This window comes from Streptomyces sclerotialus, assembly GCF_040907265.1.
Taxonomy (GTDB): Bacteria; Actinomycetota; Actinomycetes; order Streptomycetales; family Streptomycetaceae; genus Streptomyces; species Streptomyces sclerotialus.
Genome location: NZ_JBFOHP010000002.1, coordinates 8,078,220 through 8,093,036 on the forward strand (window position 1 = coordinate 8,078,220; position 14,817 = coordinate 8,093,036).

The following is a 14,817-nucleotide window of genomic DNA, read 5'->3' on the forward strand; positions in this document are numbered from 1 at the left end:
GTGCTCCTTCGTGCAGGTGGCAGTCGGATTCAGCGGTGGTAAGCGGGCATCGGGCCGCGCAGTTCGGCGCCGACCTCGTCGCAGGCGGCCGCCACCTCCGCGGGCAGCGGCCCGGCCTGGGCGGCGGTGATGTTGGCGCGCAGGTGCTCGGTTTTCGAGCCGCCGAGCAGCAGTGCGTCGGTGGAGTCGCGGGCGAGCAGCCAGCGCAGGGCGAGCTCGGTGAGCGGCAGCCCGGCGTCGTCGGCGATGCGGGTGAGCCGCGCCACGGCGGCGAAGAGGCGCTCGTCCCAGTACCGCTGCCGGTACATCGCGGCCAGCCGGGAGTCGCCGAACCGCCCGGAGTCCGGGGGCTGTTCGAAGCGGTGGCGGCCGGTGAGCAGCCCGCCGCCGAGCGGGTTGTAGACCATGGTGCGCAGCCCGGTCGTGGCCGCGTACTCGACGTACTCCTCCTCGATACGGCGGGCGAGGAGGTTGTGCAGCTGCTGCGCGACGACCGGGCGCGGCGCGCCCACCGCGTCGGCCGTACGGGACACCTCGGCGATCTGCCACGCCGCGTAGTTGGAGACGCCCAGTGCGCGGATCTTCCCCTCGGCGGCGAACTCCGCGACGGTGGCGAGGGTTTCGGCGAGCGGCGTCGTACGGTCGGGCTGGTGCAGGTAGAAGAGGTCGACGTGGTCGGTGCCGAGGCGCTTGAGGCTGCCCTCCAGCGCGGCCCGCAGCCCGGCGGCGGACAGCGGCGGGTGGTCGCCCTGGTCCGGGTGCGGGATGCCGGCCTTGGTCGCGAGGACGATGCGGTCGCGGCGGCCGGGCAGCAGCTCGCCGAGGAGGCGCTCGCTCTCCCCGCCCGCGTAGCCGTTGGCGGTGTCGACGCCGGTGAGGCCCGCGTCGAGTGCGGCGTCCAGCATGGCGGCGGCGCCCGCGCGGTCGACGGTGTCGCCGAAGGTCATGGTGCCGAGCACCAGCCGGGACAGCGGGACGGGAACGTTCGGCAGGGTGGTGCCGGTGGTCACGGGCGGGTTCCTTCCGGTACGGGAGCCAGCAGTGCCCGGGGCTTGACGCCGCGGATCGCGAGCGGGTCGAGCGCGGCACGGCGCAGCGCTCGGGTGTAGGGCTGTGCGGGCGAGGCGAGTACGTCGGCGGTGCGGCCGCGCTCCTCGATCCGCCCGGCGCGCAGCACGACGACGTCGGTGCTGATCTCGCGGACGACGCCGAGGTGGTGGGCGATGACGAGGTAGCCGATGCCGGTCTCGGCCTGCAGGTCGCGCAGCAGTTGCAGCACCTGGGCCTGTACGGAGACGTCGAGCGCGGACGTAGCCTCGTCGCACACCAGCAGGTCGGGGCGGGAGGCGAGGGCGCGCGCGATGCCGATGCGCTGGCGCTGGCCGCCGGAGAACTCGGCCGGGCGGCGGTGCAGCGCGGAGGACGGCAGCCCCACCCGGTCCAGCAGCTCCGCGGCCTGGCGGTCCCGTTCGGCCCGGCCGGTGACGCCCGCGAGGCGCAGTGGCTCGGCCACGATCTGCTGGGCCGTCAGGTGCGGGTCGAGCGAGCCGTACGGGTCCTGGAAGACCATCTGCACCCGGCGGCGCAGCGGCCGCAGCCGGCGTTCGGGCAGGGCCGCGAGGTCGGTGCCGTCCAGGACGATCCGCCCGGCCGCCGGTTTCAGGAGGCGGACGAGGGCGCGGGCGATGGTGGACTTGCCGCTGCCGGACTCGCCGACCAGCGCGAGCGACCCGCCGCGCGGCAGGCCGAAGCTCACGTCGTCCACCGCCCGGTACGGGCCCCGCGGCGTGGCGTACTCGACGACCAGGTTCTCGACGGAGAGCAGGGGGCGGTCGGTCACGGGGCTCGCCGGGTTCATGGGGCTCGCGGGGCTCACGGGGCCACTCCCAGTGCGTCGGATGCGGTGCGGCCGTCGCCGTCCTCGTCCCACGGGCCGGGCGAGGGCACGGCGGCGAGCAGGTCGCGGGTGTACGGATGGGCCGGCCGGGTGGCGATCCGCTCGGCGCTGCCCGACTCGACGAACCGGCCCGCCTTCATGACGTGGATGCGGTCGGAGACGATCCGCGCCACCCCCAGGTCATGGGTGATCATCAGCATCCCGATGCCGGTGCGCTCCTGGAGCTCCAGCAGCAGGTCCAGCACGCTCGCCTGCACCGTGGCGTCCAGCGCGGAGGTCGGCTCGTCGGCGACCAGCAGCCGCGGCTCGGCGGCGAGCGCCGTCGCGATGAGGATGCGCTGCAGCATGCCGCCGGAGAACTGGTGCGGGTACGCCTTCCAGCGGGTCTCCGGACGGGCGATCCGCACCCGTTCCAGCAGCTCCACGCCCCGCTCCCGGGCCTCGGTACGGGACAGCCCCGGGTGGCGCAGCCGCAGCGCGTCGCCGAGCTGGCGGCCGATGGTGTGGACCGGGCTGAGTGCCGTCATCGGGTCCTGCGGGATCAGCGACACGGTCCGGCCGCGCACCGCGCGGGCCGCGTCCGGATCGGCCACCACGTCCCGGCCGTCGATCCGGGCGCCGCCGGACAGCACCGCGAGCCCCTCGGGCAGCAGCCGCAGCAGGCCCATGGCGGTGGTGGACTTCCCCGACCCCGATTCGCCGATCAGTGTGACGGTCTCGCCCTGCCCGACGGTGAAGCTCACCCCGTCCACGGCGCGCACCACGCCACGCGCGGTGAGCAGTTCGATCTGGAGCTCCTCGACGTCGAGGAGGGGAGTATCCGCTTGCCTCACTCAGGCCTCCTTTCCCGCGCGGCGGGCGCGCGGCGCACCCGTCCGGTCCCGCAGCCCGTCGCCCAGCAGGTTCACCCCGACCACCAGCAGTGCGATGACCAGGCCCGGCAGCGTGACCAGCCACCACGAGGTGGTGAGGTAGTCCTGGCCGTCGGAGATGATCCGGCCCCACGTCGCGAACGGCCGCTGCGGTCCGGCGCCGAGGAAGCTGAGGGCGCTCTCCAGCAGCACGGCCTGCGCGAGCAGCAGCAGGACCACCAGGCTCGCCGGGCGGACGATGTTGGGCAGGACGTGCCGGGCGAGTACCGCACGGCCGCGCAGCCCGAGGACCTTGGCGGCGGCGACGTACGGTTTCTCGCGTTCGACGAGGACCAGCGAGCGGGTCAGCCGGGCCACCTCCGGCCACTGCGCGACCGCGATGACGCAGGTGATGACGGTGACCGACGGCCCGAACAGGGCGACCACCAGCAGGAGCATCATCAGCAGCGGCAGTGCGAGCTGGGCCTCCAGCAGCCGCGAGACCACCGTGTCGAGCAGCCCGCCGAAGTACCCGGCCGCCGCGCCCGCCACGACGCCGATCACGCCGGAGACCAGGACCGCGAGGAGGCCGACCGCGAGCGAGACCTGTCCGCCGTGCAGCACCCGTGAGAGCAGGTCCCGGCCCAACTGGTCGGTGCCGAACAGGTGCCCGTCGGCGAGCGGCGGCAGCCGGCGCGCCGTCAGGTCCTGGGCGTTGGCGTCAGGCAGCGGCAGCAGGCCCGCGAGGACGATGGGCAGCACGACGAGCGCGGTGCACACGGCACCGGCCCACAGCTTGACGCGGGCGCCGCGCCGTTGCCGGGTGGCGGTGGCCCGGGCGAGGTCGCGCGCGGTGACGGCGCTCGGCCGCTCTTCCGCACGGCCCGTGGCGAGGGCGGTGGTCATGGCTCAGGCTGCCTTTCCGAGGCGTACCCGCGGGTCGAGCAGCGGGTAGGCGAGGTCGACGAGGAGTTGGACGAGGACTGCGAGGCTCGCGGTGACCAGGACGGTGGCCTGGATGAGCGGGTAGTCCCGGGTCTCCAGGGCGCGGACGACGAGGGAGCCGACGCCCGGCCAGCCGAAGACGACCTCGACCACCACGACGCCGTTGAGCAGCGCGGCGAATCGGGTGCCGAGCGCGGTGAGCAGCGGCACACCGGAGTTGGCCAGGGCGTACCGCCACGTGAGGGCGCGTTCGGAGACGCCGCGGGAGCGGGCCACGGTGACGTACGGGGAGGCCAGCGCGGTACTCATCTCGCGGCGCACCAGCCGGGATATCAGCGCCAGTTGCAGGACCGCGACGGTCACCGTGGGCAGGACGAGACCGCTCCAGGTGGTGAATCCGGAGGCGGGCAGCACCGGCAGCAGTACGGCGAAGACGGTCAGCAGCATCACGCCGGTCCAGAAGTCCGGCATGGACTGCCCGGCGACGGTGAGGACGTTGGCGCCCAGTTCGCGCTTGGTGTCGGCGCGGCGCGCCATCCACACGCCGAGCGGCACGGCCGTCAGGGCGGTGACGGAGATCGCGGCGACCGCGAGCGTGACGGTGTACGGCATGCGGTCCAGGACCACGTCCAGCGCGGGGGCGTGGAAGGAGTAACTGGTGCCGAGCTGCCCGGTGACCAGGTCCCGCAGGAAGGTGCCGTACTGGAGCAGCAGCGGCTCGTCGAGCCCGAACTGCGCGCGGATGCGGGCGAGGTCGGCGGTGGCGACGTTCGGTCCGGCGTACGCGGAAGCGGGGTCGCCGGGTGCGAGCCGGACGAGCAGGAACACGGTGGTCAGGGTGAGGAAGACGGTGAGCAGGCTCTGCCCGATGCGGCGGGCGAGGTACTTCGGCACGGCTCAGCCCTCCAGCCGTACGGCGGACAGGTCGTAGGAGTTGATCGGCTGGACGGCCAGGCCACGGACCCGGGACCGGCGGGCGAGCAGCGTCTTCGGCGCGAAGCCCCACAGCGCGGGCCAGGTGTCCCAGATCGCGTGCTGGACGGTGGCGAGCTTGCGCGTGCGCTCGGTGGCGTCGACCTCGGTGGCGGCGGCCGACAGCTGCCGCTCGACGCGCGGCACGACGTAGCCCATGAACGCGTCGCGGGTGCGCTCGTCCTCGGCCGTGCCGCCGTACATGCCCTGGAGGGTGGTGAGGGCCTGGCCGGTGGGGCTGCCGTAGCCGTTGCCGATGACGTCCCAGTCGCCGGCCCGGCCCTGGCGCCACTTCAGGATGTCGCCGCCGGGCTCGAACTGCTGGAGGGACGCCCGTACGCCGATGTCCCGCAGCATGTCCAGGACCGCCTCCATGACGGAGGTGTCGGCCGCGAACTCCCCGGACTCCCAGATGATCCTGATGCTCAGGTCCTCGGCGCCCAGCGACCGCAGCAGCTGCCGCGCCTTGCCGGGGTCGTGCACGTACGAGCCGGTGCGCACCGCGCCTTCGAGCGCGAGCGGCACGACGCCGCCGGCCTCTTCCGCCGAGCCGGTGAGAACGTCCCGGACGAGCGAGTCGCCGTCGACGGCGTAGGTGAGCGCGTGCCGCACCCGGGCGTCGGCGAGCGGATGCCCCCTCGGCTTGCGGAAGTTGAAGAAGAGCTGGCACATGCGGACGCCCGGGCTCTCCTCGACGTGCACGCCGGGGAGGCCTGCGAGCTGTTCGGCGGAGTCGGGCGCGAGGGTGTCGACGACGTCCAGTTCGCCGCTGCGCAGGGCCACCACCCGGCCGGACTCCTCGGGGACGAAGCGGACCCGGACCTGGTCGACGGGCGGCCGCTTGCCCCAGTACCGGGTGTTGCGGGCGAGGGTGTACTCGCCGGCGCCGCTGTTGGCGGCGGTCACGCGGTACGGGCCGGTGCCGAGGCCGCTCCGCAGTTCCTCCGGGCGGTTGGCGCGGGCCGGGGTGATGTGGATGTTGGCCATCAGCCGGTCCAGTACGGGCAGCGGCTGCTCGGTGTGCAGCCGGAAGGTGCGCTCGCCGGTCGCCTCGACGGTCGGCAGCTCGGGGAAGAGCGTGCGCAGGAAGGAGCCGTTGACCTCGCCGTACATGCGCAGGGCCGTGGCGACGTCCTGGACCGTGACCGGGCTGCCGTCCGAGTACCGGATGCCCTCGCGCAGCCGCACGGTCCAGGCCGTCGGGCCGGTCATCTCGAACCGGTCGGCGAGCACGAGCTCCGGTTTCAGCCCTGGACCGATGCGGGTGAGCGCCTGGCGGACCGCGCGCTGGACGGTGACCGCGGCGTCGAACTGGTTGAGCTTGTTGTCCAGGCTCACCAGCGAGCGGTTGAGGCCGAGCGTGAGGGTGCCGGGCCCGGGTGAGCCGGTCGGCCCGGCGCAGGCGGTCAGCGGGCCGAGGGCGAGGCCGGCGCCGCCGAGGGCGCCCCAGCGCAGCACGGCGCGGCGGCTGGGGGGAAGGCGGCGGCCGAGCGCCGTAGGTACGGGGGCACTCAAGGGAGTTCGGGTCATCTTCGACCTTCTCGCGTGCGGGAGGCGACCGGCTCGTGCCGCCGCCCGGTCCGACGGGCGGCGACAGGTGTCGCGCCGAGAAAGGTGGCACGGCTGCGCATTGCGCGCAAGGGGTCTCGCGCATTTCGCGCACCGTGTGCCATCATCGGCGACCGAGGCCGCCCGCACCGGGCCGCCCGAGGAGGTCCCCGTGTCCCTCAACTCCCGCCGCGGGCGGGCACCGTGCCGCGTACTCGCTCTCGCCGACGACCTGTCCGGCGCCGCCGAGGTCGCGTCCGTCCTGCGGCTGCGCGCCCGGATCGCCCTGACCACCGCCGGCGCCCGGCCGCCCGCCGACGGCGAGGCGGCCGTCCTCGACCTCGACACCCGGCAGCTGCCCCCGGCGGACGCCGCCCGCACGGTGACCGAAGCCCTGCGCACCGTCCTGCTTCCCGCGGACGGCGTGCTGCTGAAGAAGACCGACTCCCTGCTGCGCGGCAACCTCGCCGCCGAGACGGCCGCGTTCGCCGCGGGCGCAGCGGGCGCCGTGATCGCACCGGCCCTGCCGGTCAACGGCCGCACGGTGCGCGGCGGGATCGTCCACCTGGACGGCGTACCGCTGCACCGCACGGACGCCTGGCGCGCGGAGCCCCGGCCCGCCCCGCGCTCGGTCGCGGACGCGCTCGGCGCTCTCCCTACCGCGGTCGTGCCCCTCGCCGACGTCCGCGCCCCCCTTCCGCACCTGGCCGACCGGCTCCGTACGGTCCTCGCGGCCGGCCGCCACCCCGTCTGCGACGCCGGGACGGACGCCGACCTCGACGCGATCGCCGCGGCCGCCATCCAACTCGGGCCCGGCGTACGGCTGGTGGGCACCGGCGGTCTCGCGGCGGCGGTGGGGCGGCAGGTCGGCGGCCGGGTGACGGACCGGCCGCCCGCCACACCCGCCCCGACCCCCGGCCGCCCCCTGCTCGTCGTCGTCGGTACCGCCGAACCCACCGCGCGTGCGCAGATCGCGCAACTGACGGCGCTCGGCGCGCGCCACCTCGCGTTGTCCGCCGACGCGCTCGTCCGGCCCGGCGGCCCGCCGCCCCTCGGCGTCGACCCGTACGGCATCACCGTCGTCGGCATCGACCCGTCCGGCGGCCTGCACCACGACGCGTCCCGCCGGCTCGTCACCGCTCTCGCCCGCGCCGTGGCCGCCGTACCGCACCCGGCCGACCTCGTCCTCACCGGTGGCGAGACCGCTCGCCGGGTCCTCGACGCGCTCGGCATCGACCTGCTCCGCCCCGTCGGCCGGATCCATCACGGCGCGGTGCACTCCCGCACCGCCGACGGCCGGTCCGTCGTCACCCGCCCCGGCAGCTACGGCGGTACCGACTCCCTGCTCCGGATAGCCCGCGCGCTCCGGCCCCACCACGGCCACGCCGCCACCCGGCCCCCGCACCAGGACCACGCCGTCGCCCGGCCTCCCGCCGGGACCGTGCCGCACACCCCGCCCGTACCGCAAGGAGAGCCCTCGTGAACGCAAGCCCCGCCGCCGCCCCCGCCGAGCAGACCGGCGCCGCCGCCCGGCCGCTACCGATCATCGCGGTGACCATGGGCGACGGTGCCGGCATCGGCCCGGAGGTCATCGTCCCGGCGCTGCTGCACCCCGACACCCTGCGCGACTGCCGCCCCGTAGTCGTCGGCGACGCGGGCCGCCTCCGCCTGGCGGCCGGCATCCTCGGCGTCACCTGCGACATCGTCACCGTCGACACCCCGGCCGAAGCCGACTTCGCCCCCGGCCGCCTCCACGTCATCGACCCCGGTCTGCTCCCCGCCGACCTGCCCTGGGGCAAGCTGTCCGCCGTAGCGGGCAACGCGGCCTACGAGTACGTCCGTACCGCCGCCGACCTCGCGCTCCGCGGCGACGTGCACGGCATCTGCACCGCACCGCTGAACAAGGAGGCCCTGCACGCCGCCGGACACCTCTACCCCGGTCACACCGAACTCCTCGCGCACCTCACCGGCACCGAAGAGGTGTCGATGATGCTGTCCACGCCCAAGGTGAAGGTCATCCACGTCACCACCCACATCGGGCTGATCGACGCGGTGCACCGCATCGAGCCGGGCCTGGTCGAGCGGACCGTACGCCGCGGCCACGACGCCATGGTGCGCTCCGGCATCGCCGAGCCGGTCATCGGCGTGTGCGGCATCAACCCGCACGCGGGCGAGAACGGCCTCTTCGGGTACGGCGAGGAGGAGTCGAAGATCGTCCCGGCGCTGGCGGCCGTACGTGCCGACGGCATCGACGCGCGCGGCCCGCTCCCCGCCGACACCGCCTTCTTCCTCGCCTCGCGCGGCGACTACGACCTGATCGTCGCCATGTACCACGACCAGGGCCACGGCCCGGTCAAGGTGCTCGGCATCGAAACCGGCGTCAACATCACCGTCGGGCTCCCCGTCATCCGCACCTCCGTCGACCACGGCACCGCGTTCGACATCGCGGGCACCGGCCGGGCGGAGCCCGGTAGCATGGTCGAGGCCCTGCGCCAGGCCGCCGAGCTGTCATCCGCACCGGCCCGCTGACCGGCCGGCCCGCGAACCCCCCACGGACACCGAAGGACACACGACCGATGTCTGCGATCGGATCGACGGCCCGGCGTGACCGGATCGTCCACCTCGCCACCACCACCGGGCTGGCCAGCGTCGAAGAGCTCTCCCAGCTGTTCGGGGTGACGGCGTCCACCATCCGCCGCGACCTGGCGAAGCTGACCGCCGACGGCCGGCTCGCCCGTACGTACGGCGGTGCGATGGCCCTGACCGCGCACCCCGAGGCGTCGCTGCGGCAGCGCACCGGCGAGGCCTTCGAGGCCAAGCGGGCCATCGCGCGCCGGGCCGCCGCGGAGGTGCGCCCCGGCGAGACCCTGCTGCTGGACGCCGGGTCGACGGTCGGCGCCTTCGCCCACGAGCTGCGCACCGCCAAGGACCTGACCGTCGCCACCACCGGCCTGACCGCGCTCCAGGAGCTGGCCGACGTCGAGACGGTGCACGTCGAATGCCTCGGCGGCACGCTGCGCCCGCTCAGCCAGGGCTTCGTCGGGCCGCTGACCGAAGCGGCCCTGGAACGCATGACGTTCGACCGGGTCTTCCTCGGCACCGACGGGGTCTCGCCCGACCACGGCATCTGCGAGGCCGACCTGCGGCAGACCCGCCTCAAGGAGCTGATGGCGGGCCGCGCCGACCATGTCTACGTGCTCGCGCACGCGGCAAAACTGGGCCGCCGCCCGTTCCACGCCTGGGCCGTCCTGCCGCCGGGCTGGACCCTGATCACCGACAGCAGCGCGGACCCGGCCGTCCTCGCCGGCCTCAGGGACCGTGGCGTCACCGTCGTCCTCGCCGCCCCGGAGGAGCCCCCGTCGGCCGGTCTCCGCTGACGCCGAGCAGGGTCACTGCCGGGGTGTCACGACGACCGTGACCTGGGTGCCCGGGCGCGTGGCGGGCAGCCGTACCCGGGCGATGCCGTCCGCGATGCGTACCACGGCGCCCGGTACTCCGTCCGCCGCGACCCGGGCGCCGTCCGGGTACGCCGTGGCAGGCAGGGTGATCTCCGTCCACGCCCGGTGCGTCACCCGGCCGGTGGTGAGCGCGAGGCGGTACGCGCCGGTCGCCGGGTCGTACGACTCGGTCCCCGGGGTCCCCGCGACGGCCCGTGCGTACGGCTCGAACGCCGGCTCCTTTCCTGGTGCCGGGCGGCCGTCGGTGCCGCGCACGCAGTAGCCGCCCCCTTCGGGCGCGTCGCAGTCGTACCACATGGCCCACCCCGACGCGAAGCCCGGCATCGACTTCACCTGACGCCTTATCAGTTCAGCGTTCCCGGGAGTGGTGGCCCGGGGCGGCCCCCACTCGCCCACCAGGACGGGCAGCCGGTGCGCCGCCGGGTAGGCGCCGACGGCCGCCTCGTACCGTTCGACGAAGCCGCCGGACGGGTCCCAGTCCGCCCCGGACTCCACGGCCGTGTCGTAGAAGTGCGGGGCGTAACCGATGCGGCCGGCACCGGGCCGCGGATCGGCGAAGCCGGGCAGGCTCGTCGGCACACCCTGGCCGACCAGGACGGTCGGCTCGACGAACAGCCACGCGTCGCGGTCGACGGTCCGTACGGCCTGGATCAGCCGCCGGTACATCGCCGGCAGCCGGCCCTGCTCGAGCGCGACGGACGCGGCCAGCTGGTTCGCCGGATCGGTCGGGTCGCCGGGTACCGGGCCGAAGGGCTCGTTGAACAGGTCGTACCCCAGCAGCGAACGGTGCCCGCGCAGCGTGGCGGCGACCCGGGCGTACGCCTCGGCCTGCGCGGCACGCAGGTCCGGGTCGTCGTACAGGTGGGTGAAGGCGGCCTGGACGGCGGGCTGGAAGTAGTCGGAGAACCAGTCGTCGGGGTCGGGCTCGAAGGGCAGGCCGTCGGTGCGGGTGGCCCAGGCGGGAATGCCGTTGTGCCCGAAGGCCGGCCCGAACACGTCCTGGTGCCAGTCGACGAGCACCAGCACGCCGTGCCGGTCGGCCCGGTCCAGCACCCGGTCCAGGTAGCGGAGGTAGGCGGTGTCGTAACGGCCGCGGTGCGGCTCCACCTTCTCCCATTGGATGTTGAGCCGCAGCAGCGTGAACCCTTCGGCCGCCAGGCGTGCGACGCGCCTCTCCGTCACGGTGTCGGTCTTGCCGAGGTTGAGCCCGCGCAGCGTGCGGATGCGCCCCTGCCGGTCGGCGAACCGGACGCGGCCGTCCGGGGTGGTCACCGTGCCGGACGGCACGGCGACCGCCTCCGCCCGGGCCTCGGCCGACGCCGGAGTCTCCGGGAGGAGGGCCGTACCGAGCGCGAGGAAGAAGGACAGCAGGGTCAGGGCGGCGCGGCGCAGACGCATGGGGCCTCCGGGGCGGACGGACGGCGAGTGAGCCGTGGGCTCGCCGGACTCCGCATCCTGACGCCCGGGGCGTGGATCGGCAAGACCGCCGACGGACTCGGCTAGGCGGTACGGGGGAGCCGTTCGGCGGCGCGGTCCCATGCGGTGGTGTCGCGCGGCTCGTAACGCACGGGCGACAGGTTCTCGGCGACGAGGGCTCGCATCTCGGAGAGGCTGTCGACGACACCGTGCGCCCGGGCCTGGAGGAGGAGGTTGCCCAGCGCCGTTGCCTCGGCCGGGCCCGCGGTGACCGGCAGCCCGGTGGCATCGGCGGTCCACTGGCACAACAGCGCGTTGCGTGCCGCGCCGCCCACCAGGTGGATGCGGCGCAACGGCCGTCCGGCCAGGGCGGCGGCCTCCCGGAGCGTACGGCGGTGGGCGAGGGCGAGGCTTTCCAGGACGCAGCGCACGATCCCGCCGCGCGTCCGGGGTACCGGCTGCCCGGTGCGTTCCAGAGCGGCGGCGATCCGTGCGGGCATGTCGCCGGGGGCGAGGAACACCGGGTCGTCGGGATCGATCAGGGCGGTGAACGGCGTGGCCTCGGCGGCCGCGTCGAGCAGCGCGGCGAGGCCGGTGCCGCCCCACTCGCGGCGGCACTCCTCCAGCAGCCACATGCCCATGATGTTGCGCAGGTAGCGGGTGGTGCCGTCGACGCCGCGCTCGTTGGTGAAGTTGGCGGCCCGGGACTCCTCGGTCAGCACCGGCGCGTCGAGTTCCAGCCCGGCCAGTGACCAGGTACCGCAGGAGATGAAGGCGGCCCCGTCCTCCTGGATCGGGACGGCCGCCACCGCGGAGGCCGTGTCGTGCGAGGCGACGGACACCACCGGGGTGCTCTCCGGGAGCCCGGTCGCCTCCGCGACGTGCGGCAGCAGCGTACCGGCCCGGTCACCGGGCCGGCGCAGCGGCGGGAAGAGCGAACGGTCCAGCCCCAGGCGGGAGATGAGCGGATCGGACCAGGTGCCGGCGGCGGCGTCGAAAAGGCCGGTGGTGGAGGCGTTGGTCTCCTCCGCGCCCACCGTGCCGGTCAGCCAGTACGTCAGCAGGTCCGGCAGGAGCAGCAGTTTCCGTGCCGCGGACCAGCGGCTCGTGCCGCGCTCGGCCGCCAGCTGGAAGACGGTGTTGAACGGCAGGTGCTGCAGCCCGGTACGGGCGTACAGCTCGGCCGGCGGAACCACCGAGTGCACCGTCGCCACGGCGGACGCGGTGCGCCCGTCCCGGTAGCTGTACGGCAGGCCGAGCAACTCGCCCGCGGCGTCCAGGAGTCCGTAGTCCACCGCCCAGGTGTCCACGCCGATCGAGGCGATACCCGGCCCCGCCTTGCGCAGACCGGCGAGGACGTTCGCGTAGAGGCCGGTGATGTCCCAGTGCAGCCCGTCGGGCAGGCGGAGCGGGGCGTGGGAGAAGCGGTGGACCTCGGTGAGGCCGAGGGTTCCGGGGCCGACGGTGCCGGTGATGACCCGGCCGCTGGTGGCGCCCAGGTCGACGGCGGCGAAGGTGGCGGACATGGTGGATCTCCGATAAGAGGGCGCCGGTGCCCCGTCGCGACGGGGCACCGGCGGAACGGTGTCGCCGGCGGAACGGTGTCGCCCGGTCAGCGTGTCGTCGGCCGGCGTGTCGTCGGTCAGCGCAGGAAGGCGGCGGCGACGCCGGCGTCGACCGGGACGTGCAGACCGGTGGTGTGGGTGAGGTCGCCGCCGGTGAGCGCGAAGACGGCGTTGGCCACGTGCTCCGGGAGCACCTCGCGCTTGAGCAGGGTGCGCTGGGCGTAGTACTCGCCGAGCTTCTCCTCCTCCACCCCGTACACCGCGGCGCGCTTCGCGCCCCAGCCGCCGGCGAAGATGCCGGAGCCGCGGACGACGCCGTCGGGGTTGACGCCGTTGACCCGGATGCCGTCCGCACCCAGCTCGGCGGCGAGCAGCCGGACCTGGTGGGCCTGGTCGGCCTTGGTGGCCGAGTAGGCGATGTTGTTCGGCCCGGCGAACACACCGTTCTTCGACACGATGTAGACGATGTCACCGCCCATGCCCTGCGCCTTCATGGTGCGGGCCGCCTCGCGGGAGACCAGGAAGGAGCCGCGGGCCATGATGTCGTGCTGGAGGTCCCAGTCGCGGGCCGTGGTCTCCAGCAGGGGCTTGGACAGTGAGATGCCCGCGTTGTTGACGACCAGGTCCACGCCGCCGAAGGCCAGCGCGGACGCGGCGAAGGCGGCGACGATCTGCTCCTCGTCGGTCACGTCGACGGTGACCGCCACCGCGGTGTCCGGGCCGCCCAGCTCCTCGGCGACGGCCGCGGCCGCCTCGGCGTTCAGGTCGGCGACGACCACACAGGCGCCCTCGGCGGCCAGCCGGCGCGCGGTGGCCTTGCCGATACCGGAGCCGCCGCCGGTCACCAGCGCGACACGGGTGGCGAGCGGCTTGGGCTTCGGCATCCGCTGGAGCTTGGCCTCCTCCAGCGCCCAGTACTCGATGCGGAACTTCTCCGACTCCTCGATGGGGGCGTAGGAGGAGACGGCCTCGGCGCCGCGCATCACGTTGACGGCGTTGAGGTAGAACTCGCCGGCGACCCGGGCGGTCTGCTTGTTCCTGCCGAACGAGAACATGCCGACGCCCGGCACCAGCACGATGGCCGGGTCGGCGCCGCGCATCGCGGGGGAGCCGGCGTCGGCGTGCCGCGCGTAGTAGGCCGCGTACTCCTCGCGGTACGCCGCGTGCAGCTCGGTCAGCCGCGCGACGACGTCGTCGACGGGTGCGTCGGCGGGCAGGTCGACGACGAGCGGGCGGACCTTGGTGCGCAGGAAGTGGTCGGGGCAGGAGGTGCCCAGCGCCGCCAGGCGCGGGTGCTCGGCGCGGGCCAGGAAATCCAGCACCGGACCGGCGTCGGTGAAGTGCCCGACCTGCGGCGCGTCGGTCGAGGTGAGGCCGCGGACGACCGGGGCGAGTGCGGCGGCCTTGGCACGGCGCTCGGCCTCGGGCAGCGGGCCGTAACCGTCGAGCAGCGGGCCGAAGGGCTCGGGCCTGCCGCGCTCGGCGAGGAACGTCTCGGCGGTGCGGATCATCCACAGTGCGTTGGTCTCGCACTCCTCGGAGGTCTCGCCCCACGCGGTGATGCCGTGGCCGCCCAGGATGACGCCGACGGCCTGCGGGTTGGCTTCCTTCACGGCGGCGATGTCCAGGCCGAGCTGGAAGCCGGGGCGGCGCCACGGCACCCACACGACCTTCTCGCCGAAACACTCGGCGGTCAGCTTCTCGCCGTCCGCCGCGCAGGCCAGCGCGATACCGGAGTCCGGGTGCAGGTGGTCGACGTGCGGGGCGTCGACGAGGCCGTGCATGGCGGTGTCGATGGACGGTGCGGCGCCGCCCTTGCCGTGCAGGCAGTAGTCGAACGCGGCGACCATCTCGTCCTCGCGGGCCACCCCCGGGTACACCTCGGTCAGTGCGCGCAGCCGGTCGAGGCGGAGCACGGCGAGGCCGGACTCGGTGAGGGTGCCGAGGTCACCGCCGGACCCCTTGACCCACATGAGCTCCGCGTCCCGGCCGGTGACCGGGTCCGTCACGGTGCCCTTGGCGGAGGCGTTGCCGCCGGCGTAGTTGGTGTTGCGGGGGTCCGAGCCGAGCGTGTGGGCGCGCTTCAGCAGGGCGTCGACTGCGGGGTGTGCAGCGGGCATTGCGGATCCTTCGGGGAGGCTTCTGGCGGGCTTCTGGGAGGTGGC

12 protein-coding genes are annotated in these 14,817 nt (G+C 74.4%); 3 read left to right on the forward strand and 9 right to left on the reverse strand.

Annotated elements, in window-relative coordinates; genetic code table 11:
• Positions 1-29: 29 nt before the first annotated feature.
• Genes AAC944_RS35575 through AAC944_RS35600 form a run of 6 tightly spaced genes read right to left on the reverse strand, consistent with a single transcriptional unit; the run spans position 30 to position 6,195 of the window.
• Complete coding sequence (locus AAC944_RS35575; RefSeq protein ID WP_030622966.1) at positions 30-1,010, reverse strand: aldo/keto reductase; 981 nt, start codon at positions 1,008-1,010, stop codon at positions 30-32.
• Positions 1,007-1,876 carry an ABC transporter ATP-binding protein gene (locus tag AAC944_RS35580; protein WP_368396672.1) on the reverse strand — a complete coding sequence of 290 codons (870 nt, stop codon included), beginning with the start codon at positions 1,874-1,876 and terminating at the stop codon, positions 1,007-1,009. The genes AAC944_RS35575 and AAC944_RS35580 overlap by 4 nt, the downstream gene beginning before the upstream one ends.
• Positions 1,873-2,730 (reverse strand): ABC transporter ATP-binding protein, encoded by an 858-nt coding sequence (locus AAC944_RS35585; RefSeq protein ID WP_051872332.1) that lies wholly within the window; start codon positions 2,728-2,730, stop codon positions 1,873-1,875. The genes AAC944_RS35580 and AAC944_RS35585 overlap by 4 nt, the downstream gene beginning before the upstream one ends.
• Positions 2,731-3,654, reverse strand: a complete 924-nt coding sequence (locus AAC944_RS35590; RefSeq protein WP_030622972.1) for an ABC transporter permease — start codon at positions 3,652-3,654, stop codon at positions 2,731-2,733.
• 3 nt (positions 3,655-3,657) lie between these two features.
• Positions 3,658-4,587 (reverse strand): ABC transporter permease, encoded by a 930-nt coding sequence (locus tag AAC944_RS35595; RefSeq protein ID WP_030622974.1) that lies wholly within the window; start codon positions 4,585-4,587, stop codon positions 3,658-3,660.
• 3 nt (positions 4,588-4,590) lie between these two features.
• On the reverse strand, positions 4,591-6,195 hold the full coding sequence (locus AAC944_RS35600) for an ABC transporter substrate-binding protein (RefSeq protein WP_051872333.1): 1,605 nt from the start codon (positions 6,193-6,195) through the stop codon (positions 4,591-4,593).
• Positions 6,196-6,385: 190 nt separating this feature from the next.
• On the opposite strand from AAC944_RS35600, the gene AAC944_RS35605 reads away from it, so the two are divergent.
• From AAC944_RS35605 to AAC944_RS35615, 3 genes are read left to right on the forward strand one after another with little or no spacing between them, the layout of a single operon-like run.
• Complete coding sequence (locus AAC944_RS35605; RefSeq protein WP_063760021.1) at positions 6,386-7,696, forward strand: four-carbon acid sugar kinase family protein; 1,311 nt, start codon at positions 6,386-6,388, stop codon at positions 7,694-7,696.
• Positions 7,693-8,742 (forward strand): 4-hydroxythreonine-4-phosphate dehydrogenase PdxA, encoded by a 1,050-nt coding sequence (gene pdxA / locus AAC944_RS35610; RefSeq protein ID WP_030622981.1) that lies wholly within the window; start codon positions 7,693-7,695, stop codon positions 8,740-8,742. Before AAC944_RS35605 ends, pdxA begins: the two co-directional genes overlap by 4 nt.
• A 47-nt stretch (positions 8,743-8,789) precedes the next feature.
• Positions 8,790-9,590: a DeoR/GlpR family DNA-binding transcription regulator gene (locus tag AAC944_RS35615; protein WP_037773329.1), complete on the forward strand. Its 801-nt coding sequence runs from the start codon at positions 8,790-8,792 to the stop codon at positions 9,588-9,590.
• A gap of 12 nt (positions 9,591-9,602) precedes the next feature.
• Here the strand turns inward: AAC944_RS35615 and AAC944_RS35620 are convergent, their stop codons facing one another.
• The 3 genes from AAC944_RS35620 to AAC944_RS35630 form a co-directional block, all read right to left on the reverse strand.
• On the reverse strand, positions 9,603-11,069 hold the full coding sequence (locus tag AAC944_RS35620; protein WP_030622984.1) for a cellulase family glycosylhydrolase: 1,467 nt from the start codon (positions 11,067-11,069) through the stop codon (positions 9,603-9,605).
• 101 nt (positions 11,070-11,170) lie between these two features.
• The gene (locus AAC944_RS35625) at positions 11,171-12,613 is read right to left on the reverse strand and encodes a rhamnulokinase (RefSeq protein ID WP_030622986.1); all 1,443 of its coding nucleotides are present in this window, start codon (positions 12,611-12,613) and stop codon (positions 11,171-11,173) included.
• Between the two features lie 116 nt (positions 12,614-12,729).
• Positions 12,730-14,772, reverse strand: coding sequence for a bifunctional rhamnulose-1-phosphate aldolase/short-chain dehydrogenase (locus AAC944_RS35630; protein ID WP_030622988.1), 2,043 nt, complete (start codon positions 14,770-14,772; stop codon positions 12,730-12,732).
• Between the last annotated feature and the right edge of the window lie 45 nt (positions 14,773-14,817).